Genomic DNA, 12,956 nt, shown 5'->3' on the forward strand with positions numbered 1-12,956 from the left:
AAGGACACGCGATGCCAAACGAATTGCCGCTCGCCAAGAAAGTTCTCATCGTCGATGACTCGGCTACGATGCGTCAACTTATTCGAGCGCGTCTGACAAACGACGCGCGCCTAGCCGTCGTCGGCGAAGCGGCGGACGCGTTTGAGGCGCGTGAAAAAATTAAAGCGCTTTCGCCGGATGTGATCACGCTCGATGTCGAGATGCCGCGGATGAACGGCCTCGATTTTCTTGAACGCCTCATGCGTTTGAGACCGATGCCTGTGGTCATGGTGTCGACGGAAACCCATAGCGGATCGCGCGCCGCAATCGAAGCGCTCGCCCTCGGTGCGATCGATTGCGTGGGAAAGCCGCGGTCTGGTCACCTCGAAAAGAGCTTTGAGACGCTTCCAGATATTCTTCTTGCGGCAGCAAACGCGCGCCTGCCTCAAAGTGGGGTCTCGCGAGCTGCGGTGAGGCCCGCACGAAACTTTCACTGGGCCGGTCAAATCGTGCTGATCGGGTCCTCGACCGGAGGCGTTGACGCCCTCGAGACGATCTTGAAGGGATTTCCTGAAAATTGCCCGCCCACGCTCATAGCGCAGCACATGCCAGAGAGCTTCCTCGCGAGCTTCGCCGAACGGCTTGATCGTATCATCGCGCCAAGTGTGCGGCTTGGCCAAACGGGCCTCCCTCTCGCACAAGGGCAAGTCTATCTTGCGCCTGGTGGCCCGACGCATCTCACGGTTCAAAATGACAGAACACCTTACCTGTCATTGCTTGAAAGCGAGAAGCGAAACGGACATCGACCGTCGGTGGATATTCTGTTCGAATCCGCACTGAATATGGCTACGAATGCCGTCGTCGTTTTACTCACCGGTATGGGCCGAGATGGCGCAGAGGGGATGATGCTCTTGCGCCGAGCCGGAGCACATTGTTTTGCCCAAGACAAGGAGACGTCGACTGTTTTTGGAATGCCGAGGGCGGCGCTCGAAATTGGCGCGGCGTCCTATTCGGTGGCCCTTGAAAAAATCGCCCCAGAAATTCTCAGGAGATGTGCTCAGAGCCCGGCAAAGGTCAGGAAAGTCGGTGAAACATGAATGCAGTTTCCACAGACAGACCGATCCATATTTCGCAAGGCGAGTTTCTCGTCGCCGGCACGGGCGCGAAATCGATTACAACGATCCTCGGCTCTTGTGTCGCCTGTTGTCTCTACGATGAAAATGCGCAGGTCGGTGGTATGAACCACTTTCTATTGCCGAATACGACTGGTTCAACCTTTCAAGCGGCAAGCTTCGGCGTGAATGCGATGGAGCTTTTGATCAATGAACTTATTAAACACGGGGCGAAGCGCAGTGATCTACGTGCGAAGCTATTTGGTGGTGCGCGCATGGTCAACGGCCTCTCGGACATCGGCTTGAAGAATAGCGAGTTCTCAATCGCGTTCCTAGCTAAGGAGCGTATCACATGTGTCAGCCAGAGTTTGGGCGGTTCTCAAGCGCGTAGGGTAGAGTTCTGGCCCGATACTGGCCGTGCGCGCCAGAAAATGCTTGGTAATGCAGAAGTCTTTGAGCGCGATGTCACGCCCGCGCCGGCTCGCGAAATCGAACTGTTCTGATGTGTTGAATGGTTGCAATACATGTCAAATGAATGGCCCCGTTTTTCGTGGACGCAGTCGCGTCTCAGTTTCTGTTGCCGCTCGAACACGACGGGCAACATCATTGCGTTCCGGGCATGCTTGCGTTGTAGTTGACTACATCCAGCCTGGTTTCTTCGCGTGTCCGGTGCGTCCTTCGCGTGATCCGCTCGCGTTTCAGCAAGTTGAACGAGCTCTCTGCGACCGAGTTGTCATGGTGGTTTCCACGGTGGCCCATCAATTGCTCCCGATTGTGAGCGCGATGGAATTCTGCCCAGTCCATGATGTTGAATTGGTTTCCCTTTTCGGAGTGGAGCAGAACTTTTCGCTCGGGTTTCCTCCGCCATGTCGCCATGAGTAGCGCTTGCAGGACAACGTCTGTCGTCTGGCGGCTCTGCATTGCCTAGCCGACGACACGACGCGAGATAGATGAGGATGAGAAAACGATCCGGGGGATCGTTTTCCTTACGACCATCAATGACCACGGCGAGATAGGCGAAACCTTCCTGTTTGCGGATAGGAAATCGCGGTCACCCAGGCCTTATCCGGTGTCGCCACGCTGAACTGTCGGTCCAGAGTGTTGTCGACCACGACCGAAGGCTTTCCCCCATACTTTCCCGGTCGGCGCTTGTAGCCGATCTGCGCCTTGATGCCCGTCAGCCTGGCTAAAAGGGCGACCCGGTTCAGGCAGATGCTTTCGCCCTGCTCGAGAAGGTCGTGATGTAGCTTGCGGTGACCATAGACCTTGCCGTTTTCCACCCTCGCCTCCTTCAGCAGCGCAATCTGCCGCTCGCCTTCTCGAGCTCGCTTGCTCAGTGGGGCCTTCAGCCACGCGTAGAAGCCACTCGGCTGGATACGTAAGCAACGCCACATCGCCCGAATAGAGAACTGCCCGCGATGCTCGGCCACGAACGCGTATCTCACTTGGCATCCCTGGCGAAATAGGCGCTCGCCATTGTCCTCGGACCAATGGCGGACAATGGCTCGCAATTTTTTTTAATGTCCCGCTCCTCCGTCACTCTCAGGAGGTCACGCTTGAGCCGACGGATCTCGGCATCCTTAGTAGAGGGAGTATTGGCTCACGCCCAAGCGCTCGGCTACCTCCCTGAACGGGGAACTCCTCTCCGAGAGCTGCGCGACGGCATCTCGCTTGAAATCGTCGCAGAACGTGGGTCGCTGCTCATCATGGCCTCCGTGCTTCAAAATTAGCAAAGAAGGCGTCGACGATACACGGGGCTATTCAATCAAAGCCAACTGACGTCACCTTCTGAGGCGCGCGTTTCAATTTCCGTGAAGTGCTGCGGATCGAGTGCATCAGCGAGATCTTGAAGTCGAAGCGAGGCGAAAATTGGGTCCGCATCACAGGCTAAGTCGGGTGAAATCTGTTCAGCTAGTGTGCTGACGAACACCCCGAGATCTTCGAGCGATTGGCTGATGCGATCAATGCTCTGTAACTCGCGAATGATCTGCGGAGCAAGGCTGCTGTCGATCCCGCTCGCCGAAAGGGCACGCTGGAGTGAAATCGACATGCGAGCGAGCGCTTCCAGTTCACGCCCGACGCGCGCAGTTAGATCAGCAAGCGGAACTCGGCGTGCCTGCTGTTGCATTACAAACGTCCTACAACTGCTTCAATACACGCTTTTAGTTCGGGCGGAGTGAATGGTTTCTTGATGAAGTTATTCATCCCGAACCGTCGACCCGTATCGATGACTTCAGGATCGGCCCGCCCGGTGATCAGGATGAAGCCTAACCCCTTTGTGCGAGCATCCTTTCGCATCGCCTGAAGGAATTGCAGTCCGTCCATTCCCGGCATGTTATAGTCAGAAATCACAAGATGGACAGGCTTGGCTTCGAGGATCTGGAGCGCGCTTTTGCCGTCGGTTGCGTATCCGACCTGCCGGATTCCCATCGCGTCAAGCGCCTGCATGATGAGCCCGCGGCTTGTCGACATGTCATCGACCACGAGGATGCGTAATTGGTCTCGTAATGCCATAAAATGCGATCCTGTCCAGTTAGGTTAAGTCAGTTTATAAGAGGTGACACCAGCTGTTCTGAGTTTAGACTGATCGCCATCTGTCACCCTTTCCGAATGGCCAACAAACAAGTATCCGCCTGGCGCTAGCTGTTCCTCAAACCGTTTCCAAAGACTGACTTGTGCCTCGGGCGCGAAATAGATGACGACGTTGCGGCAGAAGATCACGTCAAATTTTCCGCGCATTGGCCAAGGATCGTGAAGATTGAGTTCGCGAAACTTCACGATATCGCGGAGCTCTGAGATGATCTGAAAGTCTTCACCCTCCGGTCGGAAATATTTCTTTCGCAAAGTCTCGGGCACAGCTGCAACTGCGGTCGCGGGATAGAAACCCTTCGACCCTGCTGCGATCATAAGAGGGTCGATGTCGGTTGCGAGTATCCGAAGGTCTAGCTTCGCAAAATCAGGCGCGCATTCGGCAATCGTCATGGCTATCGAATAGGCTTCTTGTCCGTTCGACGATCCCGCAGACCAGAGCCGAACGCGACCACCATTCCTTGCAGTTTCCAAGAGGGTGGGAAGAACGATACGGCGCAAAGATTCGAAATGATGGTTCTCGCGGAAGAAATGGGTCACGTTTGTGGTGAGTGCGGACACCATTTGTCGACGCTCTTCGCGACCAGATTCGGAGGTCACGAGGGCGATATAGTCTTTGTATTGCGCGAGCCCCAAGGTCCGAAGTCTCTTTGCAAGACGGCTTTGCACCATCGAAGATTTTCCGGGCGCAAGCACAATGCCCGTCGTCTCGTGCAGGAGCTGAGCGATAGCTCTGAATTCGGACTCGGTCGGTGCGACCTGCCCCAATGTGGACAGGGGCACGTTCATGCAGCTTCGATCGCCTCTTGTGGCAACACGGACGTGAGATCGAGAATCCTGATCATCCGGCCTTCTACGATAGTGAGCGCCGAGATGTATCGTTGCGAAATGTCGGCATTAAGGTCGGGCGGAGATTGCATTTCAGAGCGGGGCAGGGCGAGTATGTCCGAGACCGCATCGACGAGAAGCCCTGCGGTTTGGCTGCCGACCTGGACGACAATGATCACGTTGCGTGCGTCACCGGCGACCGGTTCCATACCGAGACGGATGGAAAGGTCGACGACAGGTAGAACGGTACCTCGCAAGTTGATCACGCCGCGTACAAATGCGGGGGCGTGCGGGAGCGGCGTCGCCCGGGTCCAACCTCGAATTTCGCGCACGGACATGATGTCGACGCTGTATTCTTCATCACCGAGTCGGAAAGAGAGAAGCTCAACCTCTGCGGCTTCGGTTTTCGGCATGGTGTCTTCTGTCATGGCTTATCCTGCGAGTGAGAGATCAGTGGCGCGGGTATTGCCCGATGCGGATTGGACGAGATCGGCGGGGTCGAGAATGAGCGCTATTTGACCGTCGCCAAGAATTGTGGCGGCAGCGACGCCCGGGATATGACCGTAGGACTGCTGCAGCCCCTTGATGACGACCTGGCGCTGCTCAAGGATTGAATCGACGACGAGGGCGGAACGGGCGCCATCTTCCTGAGCGGTGAGCAGAACGACGTCGCCGCTATACGAGCGCTTAGGTGCGCGGTATCCGAGTTCTGCACCGAGATCGAAAAGAGGGACGAAGGCGCCCCGCAGATGGATGACGTTGGTCGACGGGCCGAGCGCGCGGATGTCTTCGCTTGTGAGCGTCGCGGTTTCGAGGATCGAGGAGAGCGGAACCACGAGGGTTTCGCCCGCGACATTGACGACCATGCCGTCGAGCACGGCTAGGGTCAGTGGCAGGGAGATCGAGAAGCAGCTGCCTTTGCCAGGTTCAGAGGTGATCGAAATCCGACCCCCTAGCGATTGGATCGAGCTTTTCACGACATCCATGCCAACGCCGCGGCCCGAGAGTGCGGAGACCTGGTCCGCAGTGGAGAAACCGGGCAGGAAGAGAAGGTTGTCGATTTCGCTGTCGGAAAGCAGGGCATCCGGGGTGACAAGCCCCTTTTCGATGGCTTTTTCGAAGACCTTCTTGCGGTCGATGCCACCACCGTCATCGCTGACTTCGATCACGACACGGCCGGATCGGTGGTGAGCGGAGAGGGTGACGATTCCTTCGCGTGGTTTGCCAGAGGCTTCGCGCATGTCGGGGGATTCGAGGCCATGATCGACGGCGTTGCGGATCATATGGGTGAGCGGGTCGGCGAGGCGCTCTATGACGGTTTTGTCGACCTCGGTCGTTTCGCCTTCGGTTTTGAGGCGGACGTCCTTGCCGATCGCCGAAGAGGCTTCGCGCACGATCCGGGCCATCCGCTGGAACAGCGGCTTGACCGGCTGAGCACGGATCATCATCACGCTGTCCTGAATGTCACGGGTCAGCATCATGAAGGCTTCGAGCCCGGTATTCACGGCGGAGTTTGGCGGCAGACCGGCTTCGGCCACAGATTGAGCAAGCATGGCTTGGTTGATCACCAATTCGCCGACGAGGTTCACCAAGCGGTCGATGCGCTCGATATCGACGCGCACGGTGGCGCCGGGCTCTGCAGCGGAAGCGGTGTTAGATGCCGTAGGCTGAGCGGCGGAGGGCTTCGCGGCCTCGGCTTGTTGCTCTGTCGGGGCCGGGTCAGGCGTGCGCGCGGGAGCTTCGGTCGCGATCTCTGCGATCTCATCGGTTGGAGGCGCCGCGGGTTCAAATTTCTCATCTTCGTCAGTGTCGCCGGACGGCTCGCTTTCTAATTCGGGCAGCTCCGGGAGGGGCGTTTCAGGTGAATCGAGGATCGGCGAGATATCGATCTGGCAGACGTCTTCGACGAATTCGAACACTTCCCGGATTTCGTCTTCTGTCACATCTCCCGTGATCTGGACTGTCCAGCAGAGATGGTTCTCCTCCGGGTCGAGCGTATCGAGTGGCGGGACCGCCTCTGCGTCGGTCGTGATCGAGACCTCCGCGATTTCGGCGAGCGCACGGAGCAGCTGCAGCGGTTCGTTGCCCGAGGCATAGAGCGCGCCGTCGGGGCGGAACTGCAGGGTGAAGCCGGTCGGGGAGGCGTCCTCTGGGGTGAAATCGAAGTCGAGGTCGAGCGCGAGGCCCATCGGCTGGAAGTCCGCGGCCTCGGTCTCGTCTTCCGCATCAGCCGTATGTGCAGGGCCCCGATCCCCCAAAAGCGCCTCAAGCGCCTGAAGGCACTCCTCGGCGGCCTCGGGTTCGGAAGACCCTTCGCGCGCGGCGTGGATTTCGTCTGCAAGCAGATCGGCCGCCTGAAAAAAGAGTTTCACCGCCTCAGGCGTCAGGTCGAGCCTGCCGGCGCGTAGCTCGTCCAAAACGGTTTCGAACCGATGCGCAAAAGCGACAAGCGCATCGAGCCCGAACGCGCCTGCGCCGCCCTTGATCGAATGGACCGCCCGGAAGACGACATTGATTGTCTCCCCATCGTCAGCGCCCTCGTCGAGATCGGAGAGCGCATCTTGCAGGCTTTCGAGCAGCTCTTCACATTCGATGAAGAACGATGCTTTGATTTCTGCCATCGGGTCGGACATGTCGCACTCCTTATCCGGCAACCATGTTGAGCGCCTTGACCAGTTTGGTCGGGTCGAAGGGCTTCACGATCCAGCCGGTTGCCCCGGCAGCGCGGGCGCGGGCTTTCAGCTCGGCCGCGGATTCGGTGGTGAGGACGAGGATCGGGGTCGCGCGGTGGCGGTCCTGCCCGCGCACGGCCTCGATGAAGCCGAACCCGTCGAGGCGCGGCATGTTGATGTCGGAGATGATCGCGTCAGGCTCCAGCCCGTCGAGCACCTCCAGCCCGTGCACGCCGTCTTCGGCGAGGTAAAGCTCCATCCCGGCATGTTCGAGGGTGAGCTTGAGCATGTCGCGAATGGTGCGACTGTCATCGACCGCGAGAACTTTCAGTGACATGGGGCCTCCGCATCCGGCAGGTGCTGGAGATCCTCATGCGAGAGGCCGAACCGGGTCAGGGCGCTGTCGAACGCCTCCGAACTGTCGGCGATCTCGAGGCGGTGACCTGCGATGCGGGCAGTCTTCGCTGCAGAAAGCAGCAGTTGCAGCCCCAGCGCGCCGAAATGGGTCACGCTGGAGGCATCGAGGGCGACATCTTCCGTCGCCACGCATTGCAGCGACGCTTGCAGGGGGCGCACGGTCGCAAGGTCGATCCGGTCGGGCAGGGCAAGCGCGGTCATGGCGCCACCACAAAGTCACGAAGGCAGAGCGTACGCATCGGCAACCTCTTTCAAACACATCCGTGAAAGAGGTCTAAGCCCAAGCCGTTAAAATAGCCTTGACGGAAACGCGCCTATCGCAGCATGCGCGAAGAAAGATAGGAGGCGCAGCCCTGAAGCGCTGCGTAGTCGTCCTCGACCACGCTGACCGGGAAGGCGCGCAGGAATTCCGAGAAGCGCCCCTTGGCCTGCATCGCCTCGGCGAAACCGAACTCGTCGAGCCACGGGACGACGCCGCGCGCGGCCCCACCGATCAGGTAGATGCCGCCGAAGGGCAGGTGGGTCAGCGCCAGATCGCCCACGACCCGGCCCAGCATTTGCACGAAGAGCTGGCCTGCCGCGACGGCCGTCTCTTCGCCGCGGGTGATCGCCTCGAGGATTTCCTGACCCGAGGTGGTCGCGTCGTCCTCGCCCCTGAGATAGGCGTAGAGCCGTTCCAGACCGCGCCCCGACACGACATGCTCGACACTGGCGAAATCGTGCTTCGCGTCGAGATAGGTCTTGAGCGCGAAATCCTCCTCGGTCTCGATCGGCAAGGTGGTGTGGCCCGCCTCCGAGGGCGGCACGACGCGCCCGCCGGGCCCCTCATGCACCGGAGCTGCGTTGAACCCGGTGCCGATCCCGACCACCAGCCGCGCAGAGCCCTCCTTCGCAGGCAGGCCGGGCAGGATCGGGTGCACGGCATCTTCGGCGAGGCTTCCCAGCGCATGGCCCTGCGCCTGCAGATCGTTGAGCACGAAGACATGATCGGTCCCGGTCAGCCGCGCGATATTGTCGGCGCGGATCACCCAGGCGAGGTTGGTCATTTCGGCCACGTCGTCGCGCACCGGACCGGCGGCGGCCACGCAGGCACCCGCGATCTCGCCGCAATCCTCGTCGCGGATATACTCCTCGAGGATGTCCTCAAGCGCGCCCCGCCCCTTGTTCGAGAAGCGGCGGATCGTGGAATGGATCAGCTTGCCGTCACGGGCCATCGCCACGCGTGTATTGGTGCCGCCGATATCGGCCAGCAGGGTGATTTGATCGCTCATCCGCGGCTCCCCAATGCGTCTTTCCATGCCAGATAGGACGCTTTGGGGGTGCGCTGCAAGCTGTCGAAGTCCACATGGACGAGCCCGAAGCGCTTCTCGTAACCCAGGGCCCATTCGTAATTGTCCATCAGCGACCAGCCGATATAGCCCTTCACCGGAACACCCTCGGCAATCGCGCGCTGCACGGCGGCGAGGTGATCGCGGTAATAGGCAATGCGATGCGGGTCCTCGACCTTGCCGTCTTCGACCACATCGGGCGCGGCCATGCCGTTTTCGGTCACGTAGAGCGGCAGATCGCCGGTATATTCGCGCTTGAGCCGTGTCAGGAACTGATAGAGCCCCTCGGGATAGATCTCCCAGCCCATCGCAGTTTTCGGCAGCGGGCCGTCGACCTCGTGATGCGCGGGCCACGGGCCTTCGGTGGGCGCGATGCGCTTGCAGGTGTAGTAATTGAGGCCGAGCCAGTCGAGCTTCTCGCCGATCAGCGCGAAATCGTCTTCCCAATTGTGCGGCATATGGGGGGCGAAGGCCTCCATCACCTCCTCAGGGTAGCGGCCCTTGAAAATGCCCTCCACGAAGAAGCGGTTGTAATAGGCGTCATAGAGATTGGCCGCCGCCGTGGCCTCGGGCGTCTCGTCGGCAGGGATCGGGTATTCGAGATTGCACACCGCGCCGAGGTTTTTCATCCCATGCGCGCGCATCACGCGGATCGACTTGCCATGGGCGAGCAGCACGTGATGCATCGCATGGGCCGTGGCGCGGATGTCGCGCAGGCCCGGCGCGTGATGGCCGAGGAAATGGCTGAGCCAACCGACGCACCACGGCTCGTTGATGGGGGCGGCGGACCAGATACGGTCGCCGAGTCGATCCGCGATCACTTGCGTGAAATCGGCGAACCAGGAAGCGATGTCGCGGTTGCGCCAACCGCCCTTGTCGGCGAGCGCGGCAGGCAATTCCCAGTGATAGAGGGTGAGCGCCGGTTTGAGGCCACGCTCCAGCATTCCGTCGACCAGCCGGTCGTAGAAATCCAGCCCCTCACGGTTCACCGGGCCACGCCCTTCCGGCATCACCCGCGCCCAGGAGGTCGAGAAGCGGTAGATGTCGAAGCCTGCATTGGCGATCAGGTCGAGGTCTTCCTCCCAGCGGTGATAGTGGTCGCAGGCGACCGCACCGTTCTCGGCGCGCACGACATTGCCCGGCGTGGCGGCGAAAGTGTCCCAATGGGTCGGGCCCGCACCGCCGAAGGAATGGCCCTCGATCTGATAGGAGGAGGTGGCAACGCCGAACTGGAAATCGGCAGGAAAATCAGAGCGTTTCGGGAGCATCTTCATCCTGTATATAAAATTGGTTTCAACTCGGGCGCAGCGCGCCTCATTGGGTGGGGACCGGACCGGTGGACTGGCCGACGACCAGAACCGCCTCCATCAATTCATGGCGCGGGCTGCGGTCGCCGCTCTCGATCTGTTCGATCAGAAGCGCCGCACAGCGCCGTCCCGCTTCGCGCACCGAAGAGCGCGTCGCGGTGAAGATCGGCTCTTCCGCCGTGCCGTTTTTCAAGTAACCCAGCTCGTCGTCATGGGTCACGATCGAGACGTCGCGCCCCATCACCAACCCGGCCTCTTCTATGCCGCGCCGCGCGCCCATCGCAGAGAGCAGCGAGGCGGTCAGGAAAGCCGTCGGCGGGTCGGGCCATTGCAGCATCTCGCGCGCCGCATCATGGCCCTGCGCTTCGGTCATCTCGCCCTCGACGATCAGAGCCGGGTCGATTGCCATCTCGCGCGCCTTGAGCGCCGCCTCATAGCCGCGTCGGCGCCTGCGGGCGAAATCCATCTCTCCGATGCCGTTGATCAGCGCGATCCGGCGATGCCCCAGATCGAGCAGGAAATTCGTCGCCCGCTCGAAGGCGCGCTTGTTGTTCACATCGACCCAGCTGAAGGGGGCGTTCGTTCCGCTGACCCGCCCGTGCAGCACATAGGGCATCCCCAGCGCGTCGAGCATGGCGATGCGGTGATCCTCGACCTTGGGCGCGTGAATCAGCACGCCGTCCACATTCCCTTTCGAGCGCAGCTCGGCATAGGCGCGGGCCTCGGAATCGTCGGGCACGATGGTCATGACCATATCGTAGCCCGCACGCGCATAGACTTCACCGGCGCCCGCGATGAAATCCGCGAAAACCGGATTCACGATCTCGTGGCGGTCCGAGATCGGGATGATGTGGCCGATGGCCATTGCACGCCCCGTCGCCAACCGTTTGGCCTGTGTGTTGGGGCGATAATTGGCGGCCTCTGCCGCTTCGCGCACCCGACGCCGCGTGGCCTCGGACACTTCCGGGTACCCGTTGAGCGCGCGACTCACAGTGGTGGGCGACAGCCCCAATTCGAGTGCCAATGTCTTGAGATTCATGAGCCAAACCGCTTTGGATTATCGCGAGACTAGGGTGCGCGTCTATCGACGTCAATGATGCGCGTGCGGCGCGGCATATGCTGCGATGCGGCATAAACTTCTGGGTAAGTCATGAGGATATAAAGCGGAATTGATTTTAGCGTGAGCAGGCACAATTGACTTCTTCGCGAGGCTCTGAAACGGTCGGAGCTGTCCAAAGCGCTTTGGGCGGGCGAGTCGCCTTGGGCCAAAAAGCGCGACACACCGGGAGGATTTCATGACCAAACATCTGATGCTTGGGATCGCGGCGCTCGCGCTGTCGGCGGGGCTCGCTCACGCGCAGGATCTCAAATTCGCGCCGGGCAGCGATGCCGACAAGTTTGACTGGGCGAGCTATGATCAATTCAAGAACGACACCGATCTGAGCGGCGAGACGCTCACGATCACCGGCCCGTGGACGGGCAACGACAAGGCGCTTTTTGAGAGCGTTCTGGCCTATTTCTCGGCCGCGACCGGCGCCAAGGTGAACTACTCCGGTTCGGAAAGCTTCGAGCAGGATATCGTGATCGCCGCGAAGGCTGGCACGCCGCCGAACATCGCGGTCTTCCCGCAGCCGGGCCTCGCCTCCGACATGGCCAAGCAGGGCTACCTGACGGCGATGCCCGATGGCACGGGTGACTGGATCAAGAACAATTACGCCGCCGGGAAGTCCTGGGAGGATCTGTCCACCTACAAGGGCAAGGACGGCGAGAACCATACCTTCACCTTCCCCTTCAAGGCGGACCTGAAATCGCTCGTCTGGTATGTGCCGGAGAACTTCAAGGAAGCGGGCTACAAGGTTCCCGAGACGATGGAGGACCTCAAGGCGCTGACCGAGCAGATCAAGGCCGATGGCGGCACGCCGTGGTGCATCGGTCTGGGCTCCGGGGCAGCGACCGGCTGGCCCGCGACCGACTGGGTCGAGGACTTCATGCTGCGCACGCAGTCGCCCGAGACCTATGACGACTGGGTCACCAACAAGCTGAAGTTCAACGATCCCAAGGTCGTCGAGGCGATCAAGGATTACGGCTGGTTCGCCAAGACCCCCGGCTTCGCCGAAGGCGGCGAGCAGGCGGTGGCCACCACCGACTTCCGCGACAGCCCGAAAGGTCTCTTCGACTTCCCGCCGAAATGCTACATGCACAAGCAGGCGAGCTTCATCCCGACCTTCTTCCCCGACGGGACCAAGGTGGGTCAGGACGTGAACTTCTTCTACTTCCCGTCCTATGCCAGCAAGGATCTGGGCAAGCCGGTTCTCGGCGCGGGCACGATGTTCGGCATCACCAAGGACTCCAAGGCCGCCGAAGCCTTCGTGAAGTTCCTCGAGACGCCGATCGCCTCGGAAATCTGGATGGCGCAATCGGGCTTCCTGACGCCGAACAAGAACGTCAATCCGGCGGCCTTCGCCAATGACGTGCAGCGTCACATGAATTCGATCCTGCTGGACGCGACGACCTTCCGCTTCGACGGGTCGGACCAGATGCCGGGCGAGATCGGCACGGATGCGTTCTGGAAAGCGATGGTCGCCTACACCACCGGCGACGAGACCGCGCAAGAGGCCGCAGACGCGGTCCAGAAGCGCTGGGACAGCATCCAGAAGTAAGTAACGCCTGCGCCCCCGGATCATGGTCCGGGGGCGTTCGCATCTTTTCACGCCGGTTCGGGGA

13 protein-coding genes and 1 pseudogene are annotated in these 12,956 nt (G+C 60.5%); 3 read left to right on the forward strand and 11 right to left on the reverse strand.

Annotated features, from left to right (window positions below; all coding sequences use genetic code 11):
* The first annotated feature begins 11 nt into the window (after positions 1-11).
* On the forward strand, positions 12-1,076 hold the full coding sequence (locus AKL02_RS09840) for a protein-glutamate methylesterase/protein-glutamine glutaminase (RefSeq protein WP_083079249.1): 1,065 nt from the start codon (positions 12-14) through the stop codon (positions 1,074-1,076).
* Complete coding sequence (locus tag AKL02_RS09845) at positions 1,073-1,594, forward strand: chemotaxis protein CheD (RefSeq protein WP_083079250.1); 522 nt, start codon at positions 1,073-1,075, stop codon at positions 1,592-1,594. Before AKL02_RS09840 ends, AKL02_RS09845 begins: the two co-directional genes overlap by 4 nt.
* Positions 1,595-1,665: 71 nt before the next feature.
* Here the strand turns inward: AKL02_RS09845 and AKL02_RS09850 are convergent.
* From AKL02_RS09850 to AKL02_RS09900, 11 genes and pseudogenes are all read right to left on the reverse strand, one after another.
* A pseudogene (locus tag AKL02_RS09850) lies at positions 1,666-2,815 on the reverse strand (IS3 family transposase); the annotation flags it as partial.
* A gap of 41 nt (positions 2,816-2,856) precedes the next feature.
* A complete protein-coding gene (locus AKL02_RS09855) occupies positions 2,857-3,219 on the reverse strand; it encodes a DUF8776 family protein (RefSeq protein WP_078520606.1) in 363 nt (120 codons plus the stop codon).
* The gene (locus tag AKL02_RS09860) at positions 3,219-3,605 is read right to left on the reverse strand and encodes a response regulator (RefSeq protein WP_078520607.1); all 387 of its coding nucleotides are present in this window, start codon (positions 3,603-3,605) and stop codon (positions 3,219-3,221) included. Before AKL02_RS09860 ends, AKL02_RS09855 begins: the two co-directional genes overlap by 1 nt.
* A gap of 24 nt (positions 3,606-3,629) precedes the next feature.
* On the reverse strand, positions 3,630-4,469 hold the full coding sequence (locus AKL02_RS09865; protein ID WP_078520608.1) for a CheR family methyltransferase: 840 nt from the start codon (positions 4,467-4,469) through the stop codon (positions 3,630-3,632).
* Positions 4,466-4,936, reverse strand: a complete 471-nt coding sequence (locus AKL02_RS09870) for a chemotaxis protein CheW (RefSeq protein ID WP_078520609.1) — start codon at positions 4,934-4,936, stop codon at positions 4,466-4,468. The genes AKL02_RS09865 and AKL02_RS09870 overlap by 4 nt, the downstream gene beginning before the upstream one ends.
* Before the next feature lie 3 nt (positions 4,937-4,939).
* Complete coding sequence (locus AKL02_RS09875) at positions 4,940-7,141, reverse strand: chemotaxis protein CheA (protein ID WP_083079251.1); 2,202 nt, start codon at positions 7,139-7,141, stop codon at positions 4,940-4,942.
* A 10-nt stretch (positions 7,142-7,151) separates the two neighbouring features.
* Positions 7,152-7,517, reverse strand: a complete 366-nt coding sequence (locus AKL02_RS09880; RefSeq protein WP_078520611.1) for a response regulator — start codon at positions 7,515-7,517, stop codon at positions 7,152-7,154.
* On the reverse strand, positions 7,508-7,798 hold the full coding sequence (locus AKL02_RS09885) for an STAS domain-containing protein (RefSeq protein WP_078601476.1): 291 nt from the start codon (positions 7,796-7,798) through the stop codon (positions 7,508-7,510). Before AKL02_RS09885 ends, AKL02_RS09880 begins: the two co-directional genes overlap by 10 nt.
* A 113-nt stretch (positions 7,799-7,911) precedes the next feature.
* Positions 7,912-8,868 (reverse strand): glucokinase, encoded by a 957-nt coding sequence (locus AKL02_RS09890; protein ID WP_083079252.1) that lies wholly within the window; start codon positions 8,866-8,868, stop codon positions 7,912-7,914.
* Positions 8,865-10,193 carry a GH1 family beta-glucosidase gene (locus AKL02_RS09895; RefSeq protein WP_083079303.1) on the reverse strand — a complete coding sequence of 443 codons (1,329 nt, stop codon included), beginning with the start codon at positions 10,191-10,193 and terminating at the stop codon, positions 8,865-8,867. The genes AKL02_RS09890 and AKL02_RS09895 overlap by 4 nt, the downstream gene beginning before the upstream one ends.
* A gap of 46 nt (positions 10,194-10,239) precedes the next feature.
* Positions 10,240-11,271 (reverse strand): LacI family DNA-binding transcriptional regulator, encoded by a 1,032-nt coding sequence (locus tag AKL02_RS09900; RefSeq protein ID WP_083079253.1) that lies wholly within the window; start codon positions 11,269-11,271, stop codon positions 10,240-10,242.
* Positions 11,272-11,527: 256 nt separating this feature from the next.
* Between AKL02_RS09900 and AKL02_RS09905 the strand changes: the two genes are divergently transcribed.
* Positions 11,528-12,892, forward strand: a complete 1,365-nt coding sequence (locus AKL02_RS09905) for an ABC transporter substrate-binding protein (RefSeq protein WP_078520615.1) — start codon at positions 11,528-11,530, stop codon at positions 12,890-12,892.
* Positions 12,893-12,956: the final 64 nt, after the last annotated feature.

The sequence above is a fragment of the Thioclava electrotropha genome, assembly GCF_002085925.2.
In the GTDB taxonomy this organism is placed as follows: domain Bacteria; phylum Pseudomonadota; class Alphaproteobacteria; order Rhodobacterales; family Rhodobacteraceae; genus Thioclava; species Thioclava electrotropha.

Bases quoted from the DNA above. Each gene is read 5' to 3' on its own strand.
- AKL02_RS09840 (WP_083079249.1), top strand. From the start codon at position 12: ATGCCAAACGAATTGCCGCTCGCCAAGAAAGTTCTCATCGTCGATGAC.
- AKL02_RS09845 (WP_083079250.1), top strand. From the start codon at position 1,073: ATGAATGCAGTTTCCACAGACAGACCGATCCATATTTCGCAAGGCGAG.
- AKL02_RS09855 (WP_078520606.1), bottom strand. From the start codon at position 3,219: ATGCAACAGCAGGCACGCCGAGTTCCGCTTGCTGATCTAACTGCGCGC.
- AKL02_RS09860 (WP_078520607.1), bottom strand. From the start codon at position 3,605: ATGGCATTACGAGACCAATTACGCATCCTCGTGGTCGATGACATGTCG.
- AKL02_RS09865 (WP_078520608.1), bottom strand. From the start codon at position 4,469: ATGAACGTGCCCCTGTCCACATTGGGGCAGGTCGCACCGACCGAGTCC.
- AKL02_RS09870 (WP_078520609.1), bottom strand. From the start codon at position 4,936: ATGACAGAAGACACCATGCCGAAAACCGAAGCCGCAGAGGTTGAGCTT.
- AKL02_RS09875 (WP_083079251.1), bottom strand. From the start codon at position 7,141: ATGTCCGACCCGATGGCAGAAATCAAAGCATCGTTCTTCATCGAATGT.
- AKL02_RS09880 (WP_078520611.1), bottom strand. From the start codon at position 7,517: ATGTCACTGAAAGTTCTCGCGGTCGATGACAGTCGCACCATTCGCGAC.
- AKL02_RS09885 (WP_078601476.1), bottom strand. From the start codon at position 7,798: ATGACCGCGCTTGCCCTGCCCGACCGGATCGACCTTGCGACCGTGCGC.
- AKL02_RS09890 (WP_083079252.1), bottom strand. From the start codon at position 8,868: ATGAGCGATCAAATCACCCTGCTGGCCGATATCGGCGGCACCAATACA.
- AKL02_RS09895 (WP_083079303.1), bottom strand. From the start codon at position 10,193: ATGCTCCCGAAACGCTCTGATTTTCCTGCCGATTTCCAGTTCGGCGTT.
- AKL02_RS09900 (WP_083079253.1), bottom strand. From the start codon at position 11,271: ATGAATCTCAAGACATTGGCACTCGAATTGGGGCTGTCGCCCACCACT.
- AKL02_RS09905 (WP_078520615.1), top strand. From the start codon at position 11,528: ATGACCAAACATCTGATGCTTGGGATCGCGGCGCTCGCGCTGTCGGCG.